24 protein-coding genes are annotated in these 23,242 nt (G+C 67.6%); 8 read left to right on the forward strand and 16 right to left on the reverse strand.

What is annotated here, in order from left to right:
- Positions 1-158 precede the first annotated feature (158 nt).
- From ACK4E3_RS07135 to ACK4E3_RS07150, 4 genes are all read right to left on the reverse strand, one after another.
- Complete coding sequence (locus tag ACK4E3_RS07135; RefSeq protein ID WP_409698386.1) at positions 159-293, reverse strand: entericidin A/B family lipoprotein; 135 nt, start codon at positions 291-293, stop codon at positions 159-161.
- A 110-nt stretch (positions 294-403) separates the two neighbouring features.
- Positions 404-2,152 carry a sensor histidine kinase gene (locus ACK4E3_RS07140; RefSeq protein ID WP_409698389.1) on the reverse strand — a complete coding sequence of 583 codons (1,749 nt, stop codon included), beginning with the start codon at positions 2,150-2,152 and terminating at the stop codon, positions 404-406.
- A 5-nt stretch (positions 2,153-2,157) separates the two neighbouring features.
- Positions 2,158-2,754 carry a sigma-70 family RNA polymerase sigma factor gene (locus ACK4E3_RS07145; protein WP_409698392.1) on the reverse strand — a complete coding sequence of 199 codons (597 nt, stop codon included), beginning with the start codon at positions 2,752-2,754 and terminating at the stop codon, positions 2,158-2,160.
- A complete protein-coding gene (locus tag ACK4E3_RS07150) occupies positions 2,751-2,966 on the reverse strand; it encodes a NepR family anti-sigma factor (RefSeq protein WP_409701157.1) in 216 nt (71 codons plus the stop codon). Before ACK4E3_RS07150 ends, ACK4E3_RS07145 begins: the two co-directional genes overlap by 4 nt.
- Positions 2,967-3,272: 306 nt before the next feature.
- Here ACK4E3_RS07150 and ACK4E3_RS07155 point away from each other — a divergent pair, with 306 nt between their 5' ends.
- Positions 3,273-4,067 carry a response regulator gene (locus ACK4E3_RS07155; RefSeq protein ID WP_409698395.1) on the forward strand — a complete coding sequence of 265 codons (795 nt, stop codon included), beginning with the start codon at positions 3,273-3,275 and terminating at the stop codon, positions 4,065-4,067.
- Between the two features lie 108 nt (positions 4,068-4,175).
- Here the strand turns inward: ACK4E3_RS07155 and ACK4E3_RS07160 are convergent, their stop codons facing one another.
- Positions 4,176-4,559 carry a hypothetical protein gene (locus ACK4E3_RS07160; RefSeq protein ID WP_409698398.1) on the reverse strand — a complete coding sequence of 128 codons (384 nt, stop codon included), beginning with the start codon at positions 4,557-4,559 and terminating at the stop codon, positions 4,176-4,178.
- 409 nt (positions 4,560-4,968) lie between these two features.
- Here ACK4E3_RS07160 and ACK4E3_RS07165 point away from each other — a divergent pair, with 409 nt between their 5' ends.
- Both ACK4E3_RS07165 and ACK4E3_RS07170 read left to right on the forward strand, forming a co-directional pair.
- A complete protein-coding gene (locus tag ACK4E3_RS07165; RefSeq protein ID WP_409698401.1) occupies positions 4,969-6,000 on the forward strand; it encodes an NADP-dependent oxidoreductase in 1,032 nt (343 codons plus the stop codon).
- 48 nt (positions 6,001-6,048) lie between these two features.
- Positions 6,049-6,483, forward strand: coding sequence for an acyl dehydratase (locus ACK4E3_RS07170; protein WP_409698404.1), 435 nt, complete (start codon positions 6,049-6,051; stop codon positions 6,481-6,483).
- A 34-nt stretch (positions 6,484-6,517) separates the two neighbouring features.
- Here the strand turns inward: ACK4E3_RS07170 and ACK4E3_RS07175 are convergent, their stop codons facing one another.
- Both ACK4E3_RS07175 and rpmE read right to left on the reverse strand, forming a co-directional pair.
- Positions 6,518-8,119 carry a murein L,D-transpeptidase gene (locus ACK4E3_RS07175; RefSeq protein WP_409698407.1) on the reverse strand — a complete coding sequence of 534 codons (1,602 nt, stop codon included), beginning with the start codon at positions 8,117-8,119 and terminating at the stop codon, positions 6,518-6,520.
- A gap of 157 nt (positions 8,120-8,276) precedes the next feature.
- A complete protein-coding gene (gene rpmE / locus ACK4E3_RS07180) occupies positions 8,277-8,504 on the reverse strand; it encodes a 50S ribosomal protein L31 (protein ID WP_409698410.1) in 228 nt (75 codons plus the stop codon).
- Positions 8,505-8,624: 120 nt separating this feature from the next.
- Here rpmE and ACK4E3_RS07185 point away from each other — a divergent pair, with 120 nt between their 5' ends.
- Positions 8,625-10,478 (forward strand): ABC transporter transmembrane domain-containing protein, encoded by a 1,854-nt coding sequence (locus ACK4E3_RS07185; protein WP_409698413.1) that lies wholly within the window; start codon positions 8,625-8,627, stop codon positions 10,476-10,478.
- On the opposite strand, the gene ACK4E3_RS07190 is transcribed toward ACK4E3_RS07185, so the two are convergent.
- The 5 genes from ACK4E3_RS07190 to ACK4E3_RS07210 form a co-directional block, all read right to left on the reverse strand.
- Entirely contained in the window at positions 10,475-11,539 is a 1,065-nt protein-coding gene (locus ACK4E3_RS07190) for a glycerophosphodiester phosphodiesterase family protein (protein WP_409698416.1), read from the reverse strand. The two genes, ACK4E3_RS07185 and ACK4E3_RS07190, sit on opposite strands and share 4 nt — an antisense overlap.
- Positions 11,540-11,608: 69 nt before the next feature.
- Complete coding sequence (locus ACK4E3_RS07195) at positions 11,609-12,415, reverse strand: inositol monophosphatase family protein (RefSeq protein WP_409698420.1); 807 nt, start codon at positions 12,413-12,415, stop codon at positions 11,609-11,611.
- A 6-nt stretch (positions 12,416-12,421) separates the two neighbouring features.
- Positions 12,422-12,988, reverse strand: a complete 567-nt coding sequence (efp, locus tag ACK4E3_RS07200; protein ID WP_409698423.1) for an elongation factor P — start codon at positions 12,986-12,988, stop codon at positions 12,422-12,424.
- 227 nt (positions 12,989-13,215) lie between these two features.
- Positions 13,216-13,650 carry a hypothetical protein gene (locus tag ACK4E3_RS07205; protein WP_409698426.1) on the reverse strand — a complete coding sequence of 145 codons (435 nt, stop codon included), beginning with the start codon at positions 13,648-13,650 and terminating at the stop codon, positions 13,216-13,218.
- A 95-nt stretch (positions 13,651-13,745) separates the two neighbouring features.
- The gene (locus ACK4E3_RS07210) at positions 13,746-14,528 is read right to left on the reverse strand and encodes a glycosyltransferase family 2 protein (RefSeq protein ID WP_409698429.1); all 783 of its coding nucleotides are present in this window, start codon (positions 14,526-14,528) and stop codon (positions 13,746-13,748) included.
- Between the two features lie 117 nt (positions 14,529-14,645).
- On the opposite strand from ACK4E3_RS07210, the gene ACK4E3_RS07215 reads away from it, so the two are divergent.
- Positions 14,646-16,337, forward strand: a complete 1,692-nt coding sequence (locus tag ACK4E3_RS07215; protein ID WP_409698432.1) for an ArnT family glycosyltransferase — start codon at positions 14,646-14,648, stop codon at positions 16,335-16,337.
- The gene (locus tag ACK4E3_RS07220) at positions 16,337-17,236 is read left to right on the forward strand and encodes a hydroxymethylglutaryl-CoA lyase (protein WP_409698435.1); all 900 of its coding nucleotides are present in this window, start codon (positions 16,337-16,339) and stop codon (positions 17,234-17,236) included. Before ACK4E3_RS07215 ends, ACK4E3_RS07220 begins: the two co-directional genes overlap by 1 nt.
- Positions 17,237-17,303: 67 nt before the next feature.
- Here ACK4E3_RS07220 and ACK4E3_RS07225 read toward each other — a convergent pair whose 3' ends face one another.
- The 3 genes from ACK4E3_RS07225 to galU all read right to left on the reverse strand — a co-directional run bounded on the left by ACK4E3_RS07225 (position 17,304) and on the right by galU (position 20,453).
- The gene (locus tag ACK4E3_RS07225) at positions 17,304-18,182 is read right to left on the reverse strand and encodes an NAD-dependent epimerase/dehydratase family protein (protein ID WP_409698439.1); all 879 of its coding nucleotides are present in this window, start codon (positions 18,180-18,182) and stop codon (positions 17,304-17,306) included.
- Positions 18,183-18,185: 3 nt separating this feature from the next.
- Positions 18,186-19,430, reverse strand: a complete 1,245-nt coding sequence (locus ACK4E3_RS07230; protein ID WP_409698442.1) for an NAD-dependent epimerase/dehydratase family protein — start codon at positions 19,428-19,430, stop codon at positions 18,186-18,188.
- A gap of 120 nt (positions 19,431-19,550) precedes the next feature.
- The gene (gene galU, locus ACK4E3_RS07235) at positions 19,551-20,453 is read right to left on the reverse strand and encodes a UTP--glucose-1-phosphate uridylyltransferase GalU (protein ID WP_409698445.1); all 903 of its coding nucleotides are present in this window, start codon (positions 20,451-20,453) and stop codon (positions 19,551-19,553) included.
- 247 nt (positions 20,454-20,700) lie between these two features.
- Between galU and ACK4E3_RS07240 the strand changes: the two genes are divergently transcribed.
- Together ACK4E3_RS07240 and ACK4E3_RS07245 are read left to right on the forward strand one after the other, a co-directional pair.
- On the forward strand, positions 20,701-20,928 hold the full coding sequence (locus ACK4E3_RS07240; RefSeq protein ID WP_409698448.1) for a hypothetical protein: 228 nt from the start codon (positions 20,701-20,703) through the stop codon (positions 20,926-20,928).
- Positions 20,925-21,182 carry a hypothetical protein gene (locus ACK4E3_RS07245; protein WP_409698450.1) on the forward strand — a complete coding sequence of 86 codons (258 nt, stop codon included), beginning with the start codon at positions 20,925-20,927 and terminating at the stop codon, positions 21,180-21,182. Before ACK4E3_RS07240 ends, ACK4E3_RS07245 begins: the two co-directional genes overlap by 4 nt.
- Positions 21,183-21,243: 61 nt before the next feature.
- Here ACK4E3_RS07245 and glmS read toward each other — a convergent pair whose 3' ends face one another.
- Complete coding sequence (glmS, locus tag ACK4E3_RS07250) at positions 21,244-23,061, reverse strand: glutamine--fructose-6-phosphate transaminase (isomerizing) (protein ID WP_409698453.1); 1,818 nt, start codon at positions 23,059-23,061, stop codon at positions 21,244-21,246.
- Positions 23,062-23,242: the final 181 nt, after the last annotated feature.

Here is a 23,242-nt window from a genome sequence, read left to right on the forward strand (position 1 = left end):
ACCGGAGTAGAGACGCTGTGGTCCCGGCGCCGTCGCCCAAGCACGAAAAACCCCGCCGCGGGGGGCGTGCGGCGGGGTCTCAACACCTCCGGCCCTCGCATGAGGCGGTGCCGAAGGGATATGCCAGGACGCCGCGATGGCGTCCTGAAAGGCAGGTCTTACTGAACGTCGCGCGCGGCGTCCTCGACGGCCTGACCGGCGGCCTGGGTGTCACGCCCGATACCGGCGACGGTGTTGCACGCAGCGGTGGTGAGGGCCGCGGCAGCCGCGAAAAGAACGAAGAACTTACGCATGATGGTCACGCTCCTGTCTGGCGGAGGGTCGGGGCTGCAGGCCCTGATACCCGGTGTTCTGACTTGCCCACAGAGAACGGCGATGACGCCCTGCGGTTCCCGCCCGCAGATCAGTCGGCCTCGGCCATGTGAGGTTTGGGGAAGGTGAGGCACACCCGCACCCCGCCCGCAGCCCCGCGCGTCACCTCCACCCGCCCGCGCAGCTGGCGCGAGAAAGCCGTCATCAGGGTCATGCCCACGCCTGATGCCATGGCCTCGGGCATGGCGCCGGGGCCATCGTCCTCGACTTCGAGAACGCACTCCTGAGCGGTGCAGGAAAAGCGCACCCACAGCTTGCCCCCGCGCCCCCGGAACGCGTGCTTCTGGGCATTTGAGACGGCCTCCACCACCCACAGGGCCACAGGCGCAAGCCGGTCGGGATCGATGATCAGGCTGTCGGCAGTGACACTGCTGTCGACGACGATGCTGCGATCAGGCTCATTGGCCAGGATCTGTCCCACCAGATCGGGCAGAAAGGCCTTGAGGTCGGCCCGGCGGATGTCGGCGCTCTGGTACAATGTGCGATAGATCAGCGCGAGCGCCGAGATGCGCTGGCGCGTGTCGCCCAGTGCCGCGCGCGCGCCATCATCGCTGACGGCCCGCTGCTGCATGCTGAGCAGCGAGGAGATGATCTGAAGATTGTTCTTCACCCGGTGGTGAATCTCGCGCATCAGCGCGTCCTTCTCCGCCAAGGACTCGTTCAGCGCCGCATCGCGAGCCCCGATGGTCTCGGCCATTTCGTCCAGCGTCTCGGCCAGCACGCGGATTTCCGCCGGCGCATTGCGCGCCTGAACGGGGCGGATGTGGAACTTGCCCTTGGCATAGACCGCCGCGATGCGCTCAAGATAGTCGAGCCAGCGGATCACGATGCGCTCGGTGAAGATCAGCACGGCCAGCAGGGCCGCCAGCCACGCCATCAGCGGCATGATGAACACGCCGATCGGATTGAGCCGCGCCCACGACCACAGGCCGGGGTCCGGGGCCGCCATCAGCACGAAGATGTCGCCCCCCGAGATCGGCGCACCCGCATAGACCCGGCGCCGCCCCTCGCCGTCGCGGGCGGTGAAGCTGTCGCGCCGGCCCGAGGTCAGATCGGCGGTCCAGCGCGAGAGCCTGCCCTGCACATCTTCGCCGAACGCGGCATCGCGCGTGGCGATCAGCACGCTGCCCGAGCGGTCGATCAGAGCCACTTCGGTGTGCTGCGAAAGGCCGGGATCGCGCACATCGGGCCTGAAGTCCTCGATGGGCATGATTGCCACCAGCGCCCCGTCGAAGGTGCCCAGCGGGCGCTCGGCGCGCACACCGGCCAGAAGGGCCGGACCGCGGGCCATGGCCTCGGGCGCGCGCACGGTCACCAGGCGCTCACCGGCCATCAGGCGCGAGAACCACGCCTCGCCCCGCTGAGAGATGGCCTCGCCCTCCGGCGAAGATTGCGTCTCGCCATCGCCCACACCCATTGCCCCGCGCGAGGCGCAGGCCACGCGGCCTGTCTCGCTGAAACGATAGAGTGCCTCATAGCCCTCGAGCCGCTCGACCAGCGCCTGAAGCCGGGGCACGCAGTAGAGGCCCAGCGATTCGGGACGCAGTGTCTCCAGCAGGATCACGGCGCTGTCGATGCGCGCGCGCGCCGTGGTGGCGCTGCGCTCTGCGGCCATGACGAGATCGCTGCGGCGATCCTCGGCATCGCGCTGAAAGGCCGCGCGCGACTGCACGGCACTGAGAAGAAGTATGGGCAGCAGGGCAATGGCCATGGCCACGCCAAGGCGATAGCGGATGCCGCTCACGCCCCGGCGTGACAGCCTGCGCCTCAGGCTGGACACGGGTGCTAGCGCCCGCTCAGGCGATCGGCGTCGGCGAGGATCGAGCGCATGGCATCGCCAGCAGGCCTGCCGTCGCGACCGTATTCTCCGCGCGCCAGGGCCGCCTGCAACGCCTTGCGCGCCCGGCTGACGCGGCTCTTAACCGTGCCGACGGCACAACGGCAGATCTCGGCCGCTTCCTCGTAGGCAAAGCCACCGGCACCCACCAGCACCAGCGCCTCACGCTGTTCGTCGGGCAGGCCGGCAAGGGCGAGGCGCAGCTCATCCAGAGCCACGGGGGCCTCGGGATCGTCCACTGCGATCAAGGTGCGCTCGGCCGCTTCCTGGTCGAGCTGGGTCTGCCGCCACGAGCGGCGCTTGTCGGAATAGAACTGGTTGCGAAGGATCATGAAGGTCCAGGCCTTCATGTTTGTGCCCAGCTGGAAGCTGGCGCGCGCATCCCACGCCTTGACCATGGCATCCTGCGCCAGATCGTCGGCAGCGGTGGGATCGCCGGTCAGTGTGCGGGCAAAGGCGCGCAGGTGGGGGATCAGCTTGACCAGTTCCGTCTTGAACGCGTTGTCGTCCTCGAGGGATCGGTCAGCCCTTGTGGCTGTGCTCATGCGTCGTTGCCCCCGGAAGACCCGCGCGCGTCCGCACGGCGCAGGATGTCGAGGAAGTCGTCTGGCACAGGCTCGTTCACAACGGCATCGAACATGTGCCGCAGCTTAACACCGATAGCCTGCTGGCGAAGTCTGGCTTCGTCCAATTCTTCCTCGCTGCCTTCCGGGGGCGGGAGATCACTCCCCTGCCCTGATCCGCTGTCCTGATCCATCATCCGGTTGCCCGCCCCTGGGATACGCTCGATAGGCCCGCCTCAGCACCCGCGCCGACCCCGGAGAACGGGCTGAGAGGCGTTGAGGGTGTGCGCGATTGGTTGGCCTAACGGTATCAGTGGCTGCACGGTTCCGGAAAATCACCATTTCGCAGATAAAATTTCGCCCGAGGCCCGCCACAGGCCCGGAACCCTCGGCATGACAGCGCGTTTGGAAGAATTGGCGAGCGTCAGGGGGCACGATCAGCGCCCGGCTGCGCCGTCGCTTACGGCACTGCTCTTGTTATCAAGTCGGGGACGATCAAGATGAGCCTACTTGCCAGGCTGGCACCGCACCTTCCCTATGTGCGCCGTTACGCGCGCGCGCTCACGGGCGATCAGTCCACGGGCGACAACTATGTGCGCGTGGCGCTCGAGGCGCTCGCGGCCGGAGAGCAGACCCTCAATGCCGAGGTCTCCCCGCGCGTGGCGCTTTATCAGGTCTTTCACGCCATATGGCTGAGCACGGGCGCGCGCCTTGAGGACTCGGGCAGCCACGGCCTCGACGATGAGCCCAGCCAGAGGCTGATGCGCATTGCGCCGCGCTCGCGCCAGGCGTTCCTGCTGACTGCCCTGGAGGGCTTCACCCCGTCCGAGGCCGCCCAGATCCTGTCGTCGGACATGGGCGAGATCGAAGGCCTTATCCGCGACGCCCAGCGCGAGATCGACGCCGAGCTGGCCACCGACGTGCTGATCATCGAGGACGAGCCGGTCATCGCCACCGACATCGAGGCTCTGGTGCGTGAACTCGGCCACAATGTCACCGAGGTGGCCACCACCCACGACGAAGCCGTGGACGCCGTTTCGCGCCGCCGCCCGGGCCTGGTGCTGGCCGACATCCAGCTTGCCGACGGCTCGTCCGGCATCGATGCGGTCAAGGACATCCTGCAGAGCATCAAGGTGCCGGTGATCTTCATCACCGCCTTCCCCGAGCGGCTGCTGACCGGAGAGAGGCCCGAGCCGACCTTCCTGATCACCAAGCCGTTCCAGCCCGAAACGGTGAAGGCGGCGATCAGCCAGGCGCTGTTCTTCCACCCCAGCCGCGAGAAGGTGCCCGCATAGGCGGGGGGCCAAACCGGAAAGCCCTGAAAACCAGGAACGGCGGCCCCGCACCGGAGCCGCCGTTTTTCTGCACGCGGAGTTCCTCAGGAGGCGCAGCAGCCGCGCCGCTTACTGCGCAGGGACGTCCTGCTCGCGCAGGGCCGCTGGCTCGCCCGCTTCCTCGATGGCCTGAGCTTCCGCCTGAACGGGCGCGGTCGGCTCGCCGTCCTCGGCAAAAGTGGCCACGGCAGCCGGCTCGGGCGTGGCCGAGGTCTGCTCGTCAATCGCCGGAGACGACAGGGCGAAATAGCCCAGCAGCACGATGACAGCGAGAGTCACCGAGACCACCAGCACCATCACCATGCGCCCGCCCTTGCGGCCCTGACGCACATACTGGGCCTCTACTGGCCGTCCCGCCTCGACGGCATCGGCTGCATGGGAATGAGGGTCCACCCGATCGGTGTAGTTGATGTCGTTCTCGTCCCTGGGACGATCGTCGCTGGAGTTCGTCATGGCGCTTTCCTGTGAATGATGCCGTCTGGCGTGCCGCCCGGATCGCCGTGCGGACAGCGGCCCGCCGCGTTCCAGAACAACGCAGGCCCGGCGATTTGCGTTCCGGTGAAGCTTGGTCACGGCCACTTGCGACTTTTTTGGCGAACCATCGGAACCCCTGCGGCGTAGCATCGTTATTGGCGTGCGGAGGCGGCAACGCCCCCCCGACTTGAGACCGCTTCCCATACCGAAACGGTCTGCTGCCTCCGCGCTTTTCTCGATGATGCGACTATTCAGGCGGGTTCCTAACGGAGCCCGCCTTTTTCTTTGGGCCTCATCGCCACGGCCCTTGCCAGTGCGGTCCGCCTGATCTCAAATGAGCGTTCTCAAAGAAAACGCCCCGAGCGCGCATCAGGCACAGGAGCCAGCCATGACCGAGCCGAACCTTCCGCGAACCAACCGCCAGTGGGTGCTGCGCCAGCGGCCCAAGGGCCTCGTTCAGGACGGCGATCTCGAACTGGTCGAGGTGCCCATTCCTGCGCTTGGCGATGGCGAGGTTCTGGTGCGCACGGTCTATCTGTCGCTCGACCCTACCAACCGCACCTGGATGAATGATGCCGAGGGCTATCTGCCGCCCGTGGCGCTGGGCGAGGTGATGCGGGGTCTCACCCTGGGTGTGGTCGAGGACAGCCGCTCGTCCCGCTTCAGCCGGGGTGATCTGGTCACGCCGCTCGCGGGCGGCTGGGCCGAATATGCCGTGGTCCATGAAAGCGGACTTTGTCCCACGCGCAAGGTGCCCGGCCTGCCGCTGACCGCCAACCTCAGCGTCATGGGCATGACCGGCATGACGGCCTATTTCGGCGTCACGGACATTCTGCGCCCCAAGCCCGGCGACACCCTGGTGATCACGGCCGCGGCCGGTGCGGTGGGTTCCATCGCCGGTCAGATCGCCAGACAGAAGGGCGCGCGCGTCATCGGCATCGCGGGAGGCCCGGACAAGTGCCGCTGGCTGACCGAGGAACTCGGGTTTGACGGCGCCATTGACTACAAGGGCGAAGACGTGGGCGAGGCGCTGGACCGTCTGTGCCCGGACGGCATCGATCTCAGCTTCGAGAACGTCGGCGGCGACATCATGAACGCCGTCTTCAACCGCCTGAAGGTGCACGGCACCATGGCCCTGTGCGGACTGATCTCGGCCTATAATGCCACGCGCCCGCCGCCCTCGCCCAACCTGGGACGGATCATCACCCAGCGCCTGAACGTGCGCGGCTTCCTCGTGCTCGACTATGTGCCGCGCGCGCGCGAGATGTTCGACGAGATGGGCCCCTGGGTCGCGGACGGAAAGATTCAGTGGAAGGTCCACGTTGACGAGGGCATCGAGCAGGCCTTGTCCGCACTCAATCGCCTGTTTACGGGTGATCACGACGGCAAGCTTCTCGTGAGGGTCTCTGAGGAACCCTGACCGGCGGGAGGGGCGCTGCGTCACGGCCCTTGATCTGCGGCGGACACCATGAGCGACAACGAGCCCCCCTTTCCCGTCAGCCCTGCGGCGCTGCACTACGAGGATCTAGAGGTCGGACAGGTGATCGCACTGGGTGCCTGCGCCGTCGAGCCGCGCGCCATGACCGATTTCATCGACCGCTTCGTGCCGGGCTGGCCCGGCGAGAAGGGCGCACCCGAAGCCCTGATGTTCTGTCTGTGGTCGCGCCTGTTCACCGAGCGGGCTCAGGGGCTGGCCCAGATCAAGATGCTGGCCACCGACGCCCTGCGTTTTGCCCGCCACCCCCCCGCCGGGGAGCTGCTGCGCGGGCGCATGACCGTAATGGGCAAGGATCCCGTCGGCGATGAGCGCGGCATCATCATCGCCCAGCACGACCTGCTGGACGAGGACGGGCGCCTCGTATTTTCCTGTCTGACCAGGGCGATCTTCGCGCGTCGGACCTGAGCGGCGCCGCGCTTTCTCCAGGACTGGCTTGTCCCTAGGGTCCGACGTCGCGCGGGTCGGCGCGACCGTCATCGATGACGCGCGGCAGCGACAGATTGATGCCCAGCGCCTCGGCCAGCCGCTGATCGCGCGAATAGACATCCTCGCGGAACGCCACCCGGCCCTGACCGTCTACAAAGGCCGTCCAGTAAAGCAGGCGCACGGAAATCTCGCGGCCCGTCTCGACCCTCTGGGTCCGGCGGCTGTCGATGGCGCTATCGAAGGTGCCAAGCTGGGCGGGATCGGGCGAGAGCAGCAGGCGCGCGAACTCCACCGCATCCTGCACGCGCACACAGCCGTGGCTGCGATGGCGGTAGGCGTTGTTGAAAGCGGCCTTGGACGGGGTGTCGTGCAGGAAGATGGCGTGACTGTCGCGCAGCTCGAACTTCACCAGACCCAGTGCGGCATTCGGCCCGGCGCGCTGGACCACATTGCCGCCCGGCGCGATGTACATGTTCTGTGAGGCCAGATAGGCCGGTCCGCGCGGCAGGATTTCGTTGCGCGCGATCGAGGCCGGCACATACCAGGGCGGATTGGCGACCACCGAGGCGAAGGGCTTTTCCAGGCTGGGGGTCTGGTTGCGCGGCGTGCCGACCACGACGCGGTTCGAGTGCACCGGGCGGTTGTCGCGCCAGTAGACCATGATGGCCGCCGCCGTGTTCACCTCGATGCGCTCGGGGCTCAGCTCGCGGCGCAGCCAGCGGCGGCGCTCCAGATTGAGGGCGATCTGGCGGGCGCGATCCTCGGCCGAGGCGGTAAGGGCGTTCTGGGTCGCCTGACCGATGATGCCGTCGGCCAGCAGGCCGTGACGGGTCTGGAACGAGCGCACGCCCGCCTCCAGAGACGGCGCATAGAGCGTGCCCGTGCCTGCCAGCACGGCGTCCTGCTCGCGCGTGATGTCTCCTTCGGCCAGCAGGCGGGCGCGCAGGGCGGGGATACGGCTGTCGGTGCCGCCCACATCGATGCGGGCACCGGCACGGAAGGCCGGCCAGCCGCCGCGCTCGGCCAGCTGGCGATAGCGCACATAGCCCGCAGAAAGATTGGTGTAGCCGATATCGGTGGGCGCCAGCGACTCCATCCAGTCCACCAGCCGGTTGGCTGCCAGAGCGGTGCCAAGACCCGTGGCGATGTCCGCACGGTTGCGCTGCATCTCCCAGAGGCTCTCGACGCTCTCGGGGCGCACCCGCCCTTCCGAGAGCACGCGCGCATAGGCGAACACGGCCTCGGTGGTGCGCATCTCGGCGCGCGAGGGGTCGGAGGCAAGGCCGACGAAATCGAAATGGTCCTGGGGCGACAGGCCATGGCGCGGGGCGAGGTTGGCAATCTCTCCTAGGGCGCGGCGCTGTTCGCTGGTCCAGACCGGGCGCCAGTCCTGCGCCTCGTAGAAGCGGCGGATGTCGGGCTGCAGATCGGCACGTACGCGCGCGAGCTGATCATTGAAACTGGTGTAGAACTCGGAGCGGCTGCCCGGTGCTGGCTGGCCGGCCGCGCTGATGCCAGGTCCGCTTTGGGCGCTGGCCCGGCCCGCCAGTGCGGCAGCGCCCAGCGCAGCGGCGCCGGTGCCAAGGTCGCGCCGACTGAACCCGCCCTTGCTCATGCTCTTACCCGTCACCTTTCGCACGAAAGCCCCATCCATCCCGGAGACAACCGCCCAAACCTTAACGGCGTTCCGGAAAAACAAAAAGCGCCGGTCCTTCGACCGGCGCCCGACTGTGGCCCGAATGCACCTTCGGGCCACGCAGAGATTGATCGGCTTACTTCTTGCCGAGGAACCCGCCGTACTTGTTGGTGAAACGCGACACGCGCCCGCCACGGTCCAGCAGGTGCTGGTTGCCGCCCGTCCACGCCGGATGGGTCTTGGGGTCGATGTCGAGATTCAGCGTCGCGCCTTCCTTGCCGTAGGTCGAGCGCGTCTGATAGGTCGTCCCGTCCGTCATCACCACCGTGATGAAGTGATAGTCGGGGTGAATGTCCTTCTTCATCGCCATCGATCCAGCTAGAGGCCGCACCCATATGTGGGTGGGCAGAAACGCGAAAACCCGCCGGGCCACCGGCGGGAGGGCGTGCCATTACACGCGAAGGCCCCGTCAGGCAAGAGGCATATGACCGAATCGAGTGCGAACCCGACGACTCACGACCACCGCCACGGCGGGCGCCCTTCGGCCGGAGCCGTCCTCATCGAGCAGATGAACGAGGCCGGGGGCAAGCGCCCGCGGGCCCGCGACGTGCGGCCGCTGCTGCGGCTGTGGCCCTATCTGGTCCACCACAGGCTCGACGCGCTTATCGCAGGCTTCTGGCTGATCATGGCCACCGTGACGTCTCTGGGCCTGACGGTGAGCGCGCGCGCGACGCTGGACAACGGCTTTGACGGCGGGGTCGAGGCGGTCAATCTCTGGTTCGGCCTGCTGGCGCTCAATGCCCTGGCGCTGGGTCTGGCCACGGCGTTTCGCTACTATTACGTGACCAAGACCGGTGAGCGCATCGTCGCGGACCTGCGCCAGGGGCTGTTTGCCCAGGTGCTGAGGCTGGATCCGTCGTTCTTCAACGCGATCCGAACCGGCGAGGTGCTCTCGCGCCTGACCACCGATCTTCAGCTGATCGACACCTTGCTGACCACCTCGGTGTCCTATGCCCTGCGCAATGTGCTGACCCTGATCGGGGCGGTGATCCTTCTCCTGTTCGTCAGCCTGAAGCTGACCGGGCTGGTGCTTCTGGTGGTGCCGCTGCTGATCGTTCCGCTGTTCTTCTACGGGCGGCGCGTGCGGGCCCTGACCGAGCAGACCCAGGACCGCTTCGCCAATGCGGTCGGCTTTGCCGGCGAGAGCATCGAGGCGCTCGAGACGGTGCAGGCCTTCGGCCGCGAGAAAAGCGCCACCCGCCGCTTCAGCGGGGCCGTGGATGCCTCCTTCAACGTCTCGCTCAAGCGTATGCGGGCGCGGGCGCTGATGACCGCCATGATCATTCTGGTGATGTTCGGCGGAGTGACTTGGGTGCTCTGGCTGGGCGCGCGCGATGTCATCGCCGGAGCCATGAGCGCGGGCACGCTTTTGCAGTTCGTGCTGCTTTCGGTGTTCGCCGCTGGCGCCGTCAGCGCCCTGGGCGAGAGCTGGGGCGACATCCAGAAGGCCGCCGGCGCCATGTCGCGGGTGGACGAGATCCTGCGCGCAAGGCCCGCCATTTCTGCTCCGGCTGCGCCCAGGGCCCTGCCCGAGCCGGCCAGCGGACATATCGTCATGCGCGATGTGGCCTTCAGCTATCCGGGCAGGCCCGACCTGCCAGCGCTGCGTGGTCTTGATCTGGATGTGCGTCCCGGCGAGACCGTGGCCCTCGTCGGGCCATCGGGTGCGGGCAAGAGCACGGTGTTCCGCCTGCTGCTGCGCTTTTACGACCCTCAGGCCGGGGCGATCACCCTTGACGGCGTGGACCTGCGCGAAGCCGACCCGGCAGCGGTGCGAGAGCGCATGGCCTGGGTGTCGCAGGAGGCCCCCCTGTTCTCGGGCTCGGCGCTGGAGAACATCGCCTTTGGCCACGAGGGGCTGAGCCTTGAACAGGCGCGCGCCGTAGCCTCCAAGGCCCAGGCACTCGGTTTCATCGAGGCCCTGCCCCAGGGCTTTGACACTCCGCTCGGAGAGCGGGGCCGCACCCTCTCGGGCGGTCAGCGACAGCGCCTCGCCATCGCCCGCGCCCTGATCCGCTCGGCACCCGTGCTGCTGCTCGATGAGGCCACCAGCGCGCTCGATGCCGAGAACGAGCGCCTTGTGCAGGCCGCACTGGCCGAGGCCATGGGCGAGCGCACCACCCTGGTGATCGCGCACCGGCTGGCCACGGTGCTGAAGGCCGACCGCATCGTGGTGCTCGATGACGGGCGCGTGGCCGAATCCGGCACCCACGCCGAGCTGATGGCGCGCAGGGGCCTCTATGCGCGGCTGGCCGAGCTTCAGTTCGGTATCAGCTAGGGGCGCAGCGCCGCGCGCGTCAGGGCCGGGGCGTCGGTGAACAGACCCTGCACGCCCATGTCCGCCAGCAGGCGCGCCTCGCTGCCGTGCTCGCCCTGAAGGCGCAGATAGTCGGGCCGTGCCCGGTCGCCCCGGCGCATGTCCTCGCGCAGGAAATGGTTCTCGGGCCGCAAGGTCCAGACATGAACGCCGAGCCCGTGGGCGCGCGCCCAGGCGATGCGCTGACGGCCCACAGCCTCGTCACCCAGCAGGTGCGCCTTGTCGAGACCCAGGGCGTCGGCATAGGTCGCGATGCGCGCCAGACCATCAGGAGAGAGTATGTCTTCCATGCTCCAGTATGGCCGGTCGTAAGGCGCGCCCGTGCCCAGCAGCTGCACCAGAGGCAGGGGTGTGCGCGCGCGAAGGCGCATGAGAGGCTCGACCTCGAAGCACTGGATGAACACCGGTGCACCCTGGCGGTTCAGACCCGCCGCATCGAGGTCCGCCAGCAGGGCCGTTTCCATGTCGAGGCCGCGGGCTGCGAAATAGGCCGGGTGCTTCAGCTCGGGATAGATGCCGATCTCGCGCCCGAGCCTGGCAGAGGCCTCCGCCGCGATCGCGATCACCTCGGCAAAGGTAAGAATGCCGTCCTCGCCCTCATGGGCCTGATTGCCGGGCCTGAGCTGGGGCAGGCGCTCGCGGGCGCGAAGTGTGCGCAGCTCGGCCAAGGTGAAGTCCTCTGTAAACCAGCCGCTCACGCTGACGCCATCGATGACGCGGCTGGTATGGCGGTCCGCAAACTCGGGACGGGAGGCCACGTCGGTGGTCTGGGAAATCTCGTTCTCGTGCCGCGCCACCAGCACGCCGTCGCGCGTCATGACCAGATCGGGCTCGATGAAATCGGCGCCCTGGGCAATGGCCAGTTCATAGGCGCCGCGCGTATGCTCGGGCCGCTCGAAGGAGGCGCCGCGGTGCGCGATGATGAGGGGCTGATGGTCCATGGGCACGGCACCAGTCTCCGCCTGCGCCGAGACGAGCGCAATCACGAACACCAGCAGGGGAGCCATGAGCATGCGGATCATGAACGCCGGTGTGACGCAAGATCACGACAGGGCCGTCACAGGCCCTTTACGGGCGTGCGAAGTTTCGGCTCAGACGCCCCGCAGGACGTCGAGCAGTCGTGACTGGATATCCTCACCGCCTGCACAGATGGAGGCCCCGTCATGGGGATCGCCGCCCTCGTCGATGGCGCTGATCACGCCACCGGCCTCGCGGATCATCAGAATGCCCGCTGCCACATCCCAGGGCTTGAGCCCACGCTCCCAGAAGGCATCGTACCGCCCCGCCGCCACCCAGGCGAGATCGAGCGCCGCCGAGCCCAGACGGCGGATGCCCGCCACCCGCTGCCCGACCGCGTGAATCTCACGGATGGCCTGGGCATGGCCACTGCGGCCCTGGAAGGGCAGGCCCGTGCTGATCAGGGCGTCGCCCAGATCGCGGCGCGCCGCCACGCGGATGCGCGTGTCGTTGAGATAGCAGCCCTTGCCCTTTTCGGCCCAGAACAGCTCGTTCTGGATCGGGTTGTAGGTGACGCCCGCCACGATCTCGCGGCTGCCGTCTGGCGCGGCGCGTTCAAGACCCACCGTGATGGCGAAGTGGGGCATGGCGTGCATGAAGTTGGTGGTGCCGTCGATCGGATCGACGATCCAGGTGTGGGTCTTGTCCGTGCCCTCGACCAGACCGCGCTCCTCGCCCAGAAAGCCATAGCCGGGCCGAGCCTTGGTCAGCAGCTCGAACAGGGTCTGCTCGGCCTTGAGATCGGCAGCGGTCACGAAGTCGGACGGACCCTTGCGCGAGACCTGCAACTGGCTGACCTCGCCAAAATCGCGCACCATCGGACGCGCCGTCTTGCGCACGGCATCGATGATGACCTGAACGAGGGAGGATGCCAGGGCCATCGCCGGTCAGTCCGCGCGCCGGACGTATTCGCCCGTGGCCGTGTCCACGACGATGCGCTCGCCCGCGCTCATATAGGGCGGGATCATGATGCGAAGGCCGTTCGAAGCGGTGGCGGGCTTGTAGGACGACGAGGCGGTCTGGCCCTTTACCGTGGGCTCGGTCTCGGCCACCTCCAGCACCACCTGCTCGGGCAGGGACAGGCCGATGGCACGCTCCTCGTGAAACTCGATCACCACCTGCATGCCGTCCTGAAGGTAGGGGATGCGCTCATCGCCCACCCAGTCCTTCTGCAACTCGATCTGCTCGTAGGTGGCCTGGTCCATGAACACCAGCGCATCACCGCTCTCATAGAGATAGGAGAAGTCGCGCTGCTCCAGCGTCACGCGCTCCACCGTGTCGTCCGAGCGGAAGCGCTCGTTCAGCTTGGTGCCCGTCTCGATGTTCTTCATCTCGACCTGGGCAAAGGCCCCGCCCTTGCCGGGCTTGACGTGCGCGGTCTTGACCACGACCCACAGGCCCTTGTCGTGTTGCAGGATCATGCCGGGCTTGATGGTGTTGGCGTTGATTTTCATGGGAACAACCGGTGGGTTCGGCGCGCGGGGCGGCCTTGGGGGCGACGAGGGTGCGGTGCCGGGTGCGCGCAGCATCAGGAGGGGACCGGTGGTCCGCGCCCCTGCGCGCGAGGCGGACATCGGGCGCGTTCCCTAGAGTATGGCGTGCGCCCCCGCAAGGCCCATGCCGATCAGGGCGCGCCCGTCTCGCGGCTCCAGGCCGGACCCGAAGCCACCGGGAGCCGCCGTCAGGTGCTGCCGGGAATGCCGATCTGGAAATCCTTGCGCGCCGAAATGATCGTCACGATGAAGCCCGCCAGCACGTCGAGCAGCACCATGGTGGTGATCAGGAAGAAGGTCGAGGTGGCAAAGCCCCGGATCAGCAGGAACTCCACCAGGCAGACCACGAACAGGATCAGCGACAGGGCGTGATTGACGATGGCGACGCGCTGGCTGGACGTCGACTTGAGCAGCTCGAAGAACAAAAGCACCAGCGCAAACAAAAGCAGGGCATCGCCCACGCCCACTTCCCAGTTCGCCCCCGAGGCCATGGGGATGGAGAACATCGGCTCGCGCAAGGTGGCGTCGGGGCTGACCGCCGCCGTGCCGCCCGTCATGCCGAACAGAACGATCAGATTGTAGATCACCACCGGGATGAGCAGCAGGGGCAGCGCAATCAGCATCGGACGTCCTCCCATGGGATCATTAGGCTTAATAGCGCTGTTCGGTTCCCGAGCCTAGCCGGGTTCGCCCCGCAGGAGAACGCCGTTTTCCGAGCCTAGTGCTCCTCGATCTGGCCGGTCAGGCGCCCGCGCGAGCGCAGCCACATGATGCCGATCAGGTCCGACAGGGCCGCCCAGAGCCTGCCGAGGTTGGTGTATTTCGAGCGGCCCTCGCCCCTCGCCCGGTGACTGACGGGCAGGAACCGGCACTGGTAGCCCTCCCGGATCACCAGAGCGGGCAGGTAGCGGTGCATGTGATCGAAGTAGGGCAGGCGCAGGAACACGTCACGGCGCATGGCTTTCAGCCCGCAGCCGGTATCGTTGGCGCTGTCCTTGAGAAGCCACTTGCGAATGCCGTTGGCCAGGCGCGAGGCGCTGCGCTTGGAGGCCGTGTCCTGCCTGTCGACGCGCTCGCCGCCCACCAGCGCCACGCGCGGCCCCGCCTCGATCAGCGCATCGACCAGCTTCGGGGCCTCGAACGGGGGGTTCTGGCCGTCGCCGTCCAGTGTCACCACCACAGGCGCGCGCGCCGCCAGGATTCCGGTCTGGACCGCGCGGCTCTGACCGGCATTGCGGGTATGGCTGAGCACGCGAAGCTGGGGCACGTCCTCGCGGGCCGCGAGCAGTTCGCTGCGCGTGGAATCGCGGCTGGCGTCATCGACGAAGATCACCTCGAAACTGCGACCCGAAAAGGCGGCAGCGATCTCGCGCGCCAGCGCGGCGGCGTTGCCGGCCTCGTCATGAACGGGAACCACCACGGCAACATCGGGCGTGAAGGGCGAGGCGGAGGGGCGAGCTATGGCGGGCATGGCGATCCGGCGCGGACTTGAGGACGGCATCGCCCCCGCAATCGCCTTCGCGACCATCGGGGGCCATGCGCCTATAGCCGCTCCCGAGCGAAAGCGGGAGTTCCTGCGCGCTTTTCTCCCCGTCGCAAGCGTCCTATGAGTGGGCGCATGAAAAGACCCAATCTCGATCCTTGGATCATGGGCTGGCGCGGTCCCGTTCTGGCGGCGCTGATCGCCATGCTTGCCGGACTGCCCTCGCTGATGCTGCTGCATCCGCTGGACCGCGATGAATCGCGCTTCGCCCAGGCCACCACCCAGATGATCGAGACGGGTGACTATGTGGACATCCGCTTTCAGGACGAGGCGCGCCACAAGAAGCCCGTAGGCATCTACTGGATGCAGGCCGCCAGTGTGCAGCTTCTGTCATCGCCCGAAGCGCGCGACATATGGGCCTTCCGCATCCCCTCGCTGCTGGGAGCCATGCTGGCCGCCTTTGCCTGTGCCTGGGGCGGGGCCGCCCTGTTCGGTGCGCGGGCGGGCTTTCTGGCCGGTGCCATGCTGGGCACCACATTCCTGCTGTCCACCGAAGCGGGCATCGCCAAGACCGACGCCATGCTGGCCGGGACTGTCACTCTGGCGCTGGCGGCGCTCGCGCGGCTCTATGTGGCGCGGGCAAGAGGCGAGGCGGTGGCGGGCCATCTTAAGTTCGTGTTCTGGATCGCGCTGGCGGTCTCCATCCTCGTCAAGGGCCCGATCGGCGCGCTTGTCGTGGCCCTGACAGTGCTGGCGCTTTGCCTGTGGGACCGGCAGTGGCGCTGGCTGGGCGAGCTGAAGCCCGGCTGGGGGCTGGTGATCCTTGCGGTCATTCTGGCACCCTGGGCCGTCGCGGTCAGTGTGGCTACCGACGGGGCCTTCTGGCGCGAGGCCATCATGGGCGATCTGGCCCCCAAGATCGTGGGCGGACACGAAGGCCACTGGGGGCCTCCGGGTCAGTATCTGCTGCTGGCACCGCTGCTGCTGTTTCCCATGACCCTGATGGTGCCCGCCGCCGTGATGGCCGGGATCACCCGACGCGCCGAGCCGGCTATCCGCTTTGCCTTGTGCTGGCTGGTGCCGAGCTGGCTGATGTTCGAGCTGGCGCCCACCAAGCTGTGGCACTACACCCTGCCGACCTTCGGCGCGATCGCGTGGCTGGCCGCTGCCGCCCTGACCCAGCCCATCGGAAAGTGGAGCATGCGCACCGGCGTGGGCCTGTCCGCCCTTGCAGCCCTGCTGGTCACGGCCATCACCCTTTATGGCCTGAGCGAGTTCGGCACCTCCACTGCCCAGACCTGGGCCAGCTTCACCATCGGGCTCGCGCTCGTGGGCGCGGCGGCCAGCGGCTATCTTCTGCTCAACCGCATGGCCGTAACCGCCGTGGTCACGGCGCTGGTGTTCGGCGTGCTGTCCCATGCGGCCCTGTCCGGCGTGATCCGTCAGCTCAAGCCCCTGTGGGTGTCGCCCCGTCTGGAGCAGGCGCTGGAGACCACCCGGCTGCACCCGCGCGCGGGCTTCCTGCCCGGCCCCGTCGCCATCGCCGGATACCACGAGCCGAGCTTCGTCTTCCTGACCGGCACCCGCACCGAACTGACGGATGGTGCAGGCGCGGCGCGCGCGATCCGGCTGGGTCGTCCGGCGATCGTGGAGGCGCGCGAGGAGGACGCCTTCCGCGCGGCGCTCGCGGGACTGGATGCCGTCGCGGTCGGCGACAGCGTCGAGGGGCGCAACTATTCCAACGGCGACGAGGTCAGCCTTCGCCTCTATCGGCCCGCCTCCGCAAGCCTTCCTGAGCCCGCCACAGGGCGCGAGGATGCTCGCTGATGGCCTCTCCAGCCCTTGAAATCGTCGAGGTCGGCCCGCGCGACGGGCTTCAGAACGAGGCTCTGGCTCTGGAGCCGGAAGTGCGCGCCGAGTTCATCCGGCGGCTGGAGGCATGCGGTGCGCGCAGGCTGGAAGCGGTCTCGTTCGTGCACCCGCGCCTGGTGCCCCAGATGGCCGCCGCCGAAGAGGTCCTGGCCGCCCTCAGCCCCGATCCGTCGCGCACCCGCATCGGGCTGGTGCTGAACGAAAAGGGGCTGGAGCGCGCGCTGGCCGCCGGTGTCGACGAGGTCAACATCTCGGTCTCGGCCACCGAGAGCTTCGGTGTGAGAAATCAGGGGCTTGGGCTGGCGGCCCAGCGCCAGATGCTGGAGCGCTTTGCGGCGCGCCCGGATTTTCGGGCCTCGCAGGCTTCGGTCACCGTATCGTGCGTGTTCGGCTGCCCCTTCGAAGGCGAGGTGGATGAGGCGGGCGTGCTGTCGCTGGTGGCCGACATCGCCGCGCTCGGCTATGGCGAGGTCGCCCTGGCCGACACCATTGGTGCGGGCGATCCGTGGCGGGTGCGGCGCCTTTGCGAGCAGAGCCTGCCGCGCCTGAGCAATGCGCGCCTGCGCCTGCATTTCCATGACACGCGCGGCACCGGTCTGGCCAATGCCTTCGCCGGCTACGAGGCCGGAGCGCGGGTTCTGGATGCCTCGTGCGGCGGCTTTGGCGGCTGCCCGTTTGCGCCGGGCGCCAGCGGCAATATCGCCACCGAGGATCTGGTGTTCATGTTCGAGCGAGCGGGCATCGAGACCGGCTATGATCTCGGCGGGCTGGTCGAGACGGCAGCCTTCATCGGTGCGCACCTGGCCAAGAGCCCGCCATCGCGGCTTTCGCGGGCGCGGCCCTTTCCGGGTTGATGCGGGTTGCGGGCTGGGGGCGGGGGGCCGATGGGAAGCGGCCGGGTCATGGCGACGCCCCCGGACTCTAGCTGAGGGGCTCTGAGGCGATGATGGCTTCCAGCCCCTCGCGCCAGCTCGGATAGTCGGGCCGCCAGCCAAGCTCGGCCTTGGCGCGCGCGTTCGAGACGCGCTTGGAGTCGCGATAGAACCGGCGCATGGCATCGGACACGCGCTCGTCGGTCCAGCAGACCTCCGGCGGCAGGGCGAGGCCGAGACGTTGCGCGGCCCATTCCATCACCTTGTCCGCTGCTGCCGGTTCGTCATCGACCACATTGTAGGCGCGCGAGGGCCGGGGATTGGCCATGGCCGCGTCCAGCGCACGCGCCGCATCGCGCACATGGATGCGGTTGAAGATCTGTCCGGGTTTTCGCACCAGCAGGGCCTTGTTGGCGCGCAGCCGGTCGAGCACCGAGCGGCCCGGCCCGTAGATGCCCGGCAGGCGAAAGAGCTGCACCGTCAGGCCCAGCCCGCGGGCCGCGTCCAGCCATTCGCGCTCGGCCCGCACGCGACGCGCACCTTCCAGGCTGGCGGCATTGAGCGCGCCGTCCTCGAACACCCAGCCACCGGCGCGATCGCCATAGACGCCCGTGGACGAGACATAGCCGATCCAGTCGGGAAAACTGTGCGTGCGCGACAGGGCCGGGATCAGCGCGCGGGCTGCGGGACAGCCGCCTGCATCGGGCGGCGCGGTCACGAGTATGGCCGAAGCTCTGGAGGCTGCACCCTTCAGGGCTGCCTCATCCCCCGGGTCAAGCGCCTCGATACCGAGGTTCTGAAGCGCCTGCCTGCGCTCGCCCTGGCGCGAAGTGGCCATGACCGGCTGCCCGCGGGCCAGGGCACGGCGCGCCGCTACCTCGCCGAGATAGCCGCAGCCGAACACCAGGAGCGGACCGGCACCGGTCATCGCCTAGCGTGCAGCCTGACCGGCGGCCATGGACGCCTCGCGGCCCGGCCCTTCGCCCGCCCTGGCCTGCGTCGCTGCCTGAGAGCGCTCGGCGTTCCAGTGCGAGACACAGGGAATGCGCTCGGGGTTGACCCTCTCGGCATATTTGCGCGCGATGGCCGTCACCTCGTCCATCAGGCCATCCTCCAGCGTGATGGGATCAAGGCCCAGGGCGAGAAACTGGTCGTTGGCGACCACCAGTTCGTTCTCGTCGGCCTCCAGACGCGGATTGGGCACGAAGTTGACGTCCGCGCCGGTCATGCGCGAGATCATCTGCGCCAGATCGCGCACGCGGTGGCTCTCGGTCATCTGGTTGAGAATGCGCACGCGCTCGCCCCGTTCCGGCGGGCTGGCCAGAGCCAGTTCGATGCAGCGCACCGTGTCCTGAATGTGGATGAAGGCGCGGGTCTGACCGCCCGTGCCGTGCACCGTCAGCGGATGACCCACCGCCGCCTGCATCAGAAAGCGGTTCAGGACCGTGCCATAGTCCCCGTCATAGTCGAACCGGTTGATCAGCCGCTCGTCGAGGCGCGTCTCGCGCGTCTGTGTGCCCCAGACGATGCCCTGATGCAGGTCGGTGATCCGCAGGCCGTCGTTTTTGGCATAGAACTGGAAGAACAGGGCGTCCTGGGTCTTGGTCATGTGGTAGATCGAGCCCGGATTGGGCGGGAACAGGATGTCCTGGCGCGTCGGCCCGAAGTCGGTATCGACCGTCACCGACAGATAGCCCTCGGGGATCTTCAGCCCGGCGGTGGTGTAGCCATAGACCCCCATGGTGCCCAGGTGCGCCAGGTGGATGTCACGCCCGCTCTCGACCATGGCCGCCAGCAGGTGATGGGTGGCATTGAGGTTGTTGTCGACGGTGTAGAGCTTGTGCCGGGCCGACTTCATCGAATAGGGCGCGGCGCGCTGCTCGGCGAAGTGGACCACCGCATCGGGCGCAAAATCACGCAGCAGGGCCACGAGACGCTCGAAATCCTCGCCCAGTGTCATGTTGAAGAAGGCGATGTCGCGGCCCGACACCTCGCGCCAGGCCCGGATGCGCTCGCCCATGGGGCGGATCGGCGTGAGGGAGCCCGCTTCCAGCTCGTTGTCGATGTTGCGACGTGACAGATTGTCGAGGATGCCGACCTCGTGACCGAGGTTCGAGAGATGAAGCGCCGTGGGCCAGCCGCAGAAGCCGTCTCCGCCCAGGATCAGAACGCGCATGTTGTCACTCTTGCTGGAGCTACTGGAATCGCCAGTAACGCAATCGTGAACGCCCTGCCAGCGGCAGATTTATGGCACGGCCCCGCCACAGCATACCCGCCCCACGCACCTGTGGATAAGTCAGCGCGCGGCCAGCGCCTCCTCGATGGCGCGGCGGGCGGCCACGCCCAGATCGGCACGCTTCAGGGCCAGGGCGACATTGGCGCGCAGCAGGCCGATCTTGTCGCCGCAGTCGTGGGTTGCACCCTCGTACTGCACGGCGGTGAAGGGCTGGCTCTTCATCAGGCGGGCCATGGCATCGGTCAGCTGAATCTCGCCGCCCGCGCCGCGCTCCTGGGTCTCGAGGATCGAGAAGATTTCCGGCTGCAGCACATAACGGCCCGAGATGGCCAGGGTGGAAGGCGCCGTGCCTGCGGCGGGCTTCTCGACCATGCCCTTCATGCGCCGGGTGCGCCCCTGCGCCTCACCGGCCGGATCGATGATGCCATACTTGTGGGTCTCGGCCTCGGGCACGGCCTCCACGCCGATCACATTGCCCCCCTCGCGCCCGTAAACCTCGATCAGCTGGCTGAGAGCGCCGGGGCGGGCGTCGACGATCACATCGGGCAGCAGCACGGCAAACGGCTCATCGCCCACCACATCGCGCGCGCACCAGATGGCGTGGCCGAGACCCAGCGGGCGCATCTGGCGCGTGAAGCTCATCTCGCCCGCCCGCGCCAGCTCGCTGTTCATCTGGGCGAGGATGTCGGTCTTGCCCTTGGCCTCGAGCTGCGCCTCCAGTTCGATCTGGTGATCGAAATAGTCCTCGATCGCACCCTTGGACCGCCCGGTGACGAAGACAATGTGCTCGATGCCCGCCTCACGCGCTTCTTCCACGATGTAGCTCAGGATCGGACGATCAACGACGTTGAGCAGTTCCTTCGGCGTGGTCTTGGTGCCCGGCAGCACCCGCGTGCCAAGGCCCGCGACCGGCAGCACCGCCTTGCGAACCTTGCGCGGCACCTGGGTTTCCACAAACGACATGCTCGTCAATCCCTGCACTGCGGCCCTTGCGGGCAAAAACCTGTCAAGGGCCGTGATCTTCAGACCCGTCATCCCGGGGCCTGTCATCGCCGCGTCAGACGCCGATGTTAGCGACAGGGCCCACGCCTCGCCGCTAGCCAGACGCGGCACAACGCTGATAAGGCTTTCACACACGCTTTGAAACCACGAGGTGGCCATGACCGACCAACCGTGCCCGAAAATCACTTCCGGAACAGCGCTTCTGGCCTTGACCGCCGCTGCCACCCTGGTCCTGTCCGCCTGCGGTCCGGGTGCGGGCGATGCGCGCGGCAATGCCGCCAATCCGGCCCCCGATCCCGAGCGCGCCGCCGCCGTCAATGGCACCGGACCGGACGGACAGCCCATCGACGCTGTCACGGCTGCGGAAATGGATGCGGCCGACCTGCCCCCGCTCAAGGGCGCTGCGGCACCGGCCAGCCCCGGAGGCCAGCCATGAAAAATGCGATGATCCGCATTCTGACGATCGGCGCTGTCTTAGGCCTTCTGGTGGCCTGCAATCAGGGGGAGGAGCAGCGCGCACCGACCGAAGCCGAGGTCGCCGCCGCCCTGGAGCGTCAGGATCGCGAGAACCAGCCCCAGCCCCAGCCCCAGACCGTTCCCGCCCAGCCCGCAGAAGGCGCACCGACGCCCGACGACCTGCTGCCGCCCGAAGAAGCAGACTATCTGAACACCTCGCCGCCCGAACGTTGAGCCCGGCGCTGACCCCGGCGATGACCCCGCTGCGGGCGCTGATCGCCGCCGGACCGGCGGGTCACTCGACCGTGACGGACTTGGCGAGGTTGCGGGGCTGATCGACGTCCGTGCCCTTCTGGACCGCGGTGTAATAGGCCAGAAGCTGCACGGGCACGGCATAGACCAGCGGCGCGATCAGCGGATCACAGTCCGGCACCTCCAGGCGCACCGCAGCATCGCCCAGCGGATCGGGTGCCGAGCGGCCGGTGATCATGATGACGGGACCGCCGCGCGCGGCCACTTCCTGAAGGTTGGAGGCGGTCTTCTCGAAAAGGTCGTCATGAGGCGCCAGGGCGACGATGGGCGTCTGTTCGTCCACCAGGGCGATGGGCCCGTGCTTCAGTTCGCCAGCCGCATAGCCCTCGGCATGGATATAGCTGATTTCCTTGAGCTTAAGCGCGCCTTCCATGGCGAGCGGGAACATGGAACCGCGCCCCAGGAACAGCACATCGCTGGCTCGCGCCAGATCGGTGCAGACATCACGCAGCAGCGGGTCCAGCGTCAGGGTCTCGGCAATCAGGCGCGGTGCCTCGAATAGGGTGCGCACCAGCCGAGCCTCCTCGGACGGATCGATGCGCCCGCGCGCAACGCCCGCGCGCACGGCCAGGGCCAGCAGCGCCGAGACCTGGGCCGTAAAGGCCTTGGTGGACGCCACCCCGATCTCGGGACCGGCATAGGTCGGCCACAGAACATCGGCCTCGCGCGCCATGCTGGAGGTATGCACATTGACCACGGCCCCGGTCTTTAGCCCCTGCGCCTTGCACCAGGTGAGGCACGCCAGCGTGTCGGCGGTCTCGCCCGACTGGGACACGGCCACGGCCATGGTGCCCTCGCCAAGGGCCGGCTCGCGATAGCGGAACTCCGAGGCGATCTCGACATCGCACGGCAGGCCCGCCAGCTTCTCGAAGGCATAGCGCCCGATCTGACCAGCGTAGAAGGCCGTGCCGCAGGCGATGATCTGAAGGCGCGATAGGGTGGCAAAATCCACGTCACCGACCGCGCGGGTTTTCAGCCCGGCAATGTCGAGATAGGCCGCGAGCGTCTGCTGACAGCTGTCGGGCTGCTCGTGGATTTCCTTTTCCATGAAGTGGCGATAGTTGCCCTTCTCGACCATGGCCGCCGAGGCCGAGACCTGCACCACGGCGCGCTCGACCTTTTTGCCCGAAACATCGAAAACCTGAGCGCCATCACGGCGCAGGGCCACATAGTCGCCTTCCTCAAGATAGGTGATCTTCTGGGTGAAAGGGCCGACCGCGAGGGCATCGGAGCCCAGATACATTTCGCCCTCGCCCCATCCGACCACCAGCGGGCTTCCCCGGCGCGCGCCCATGATCAGGTCGTCGTGCCCCTCGACCAGCACGCCCAGCGCATAGGCCCCCGTCAGGCGATCGAGCACGCTCTTGAAGGCCGCCAGAGGATCGCTCTCGCGCGTCAGTTCCGCATCGATCAGATGGGCAACCACCTCGGTGTCGGTCTGGCTCTCGAAGGTGCGCCCCGCCGCTTCCAGCTCGCGCTTCAGCTCGGCGAAGTTCTCGATGATGCCGTTGTGGACCACCGCCACCTTGCCCGCGCGATGGGGATGGGCGTTCTCGTCGGTGGGAGAGCCGTGGGTGGCCCAGCGCGTGTGGCCGATGCCGATCACGGACGACAGGGCATCCGTGTCCAGAACACGCTCCAGCGCCCTGATCTTGCCCGCCGCCCTGCGCCGCGCGATGCGCCCGTCCTGCAAGGCCGCAACACCCGCAGAGTCATAGCCGCGATATTCCAGCCGCTTCAGGCTGTCGATCAGCCGCGGCACTACATCGTCTCGCCCCGTCACCCCGATGATGCCGCACATAGCTCAACTCTCCCTGACGCCGTGCCCGGAGGCGGCGTTCTAATGCGTTGCACTCAAGCCTCGCGATACGCCTGCGAGGAAACACCCGTTTTTCTGCATGGGACGCAGCCTCGCCGAGGCTATCTAGCAGCGATCGGGCCTTTGGCACCTAAAAAGGCGTTACGGGGGGTAACGGCTTGTC

The organism is Brevundimonas sp. (assembly GCF_046299595.1).
Lineage (GTDB): Bacteria > Pseudomonadota > Alphaproteobacteria > Caulobacterales > Caulobacteraceae > Brevundimonas.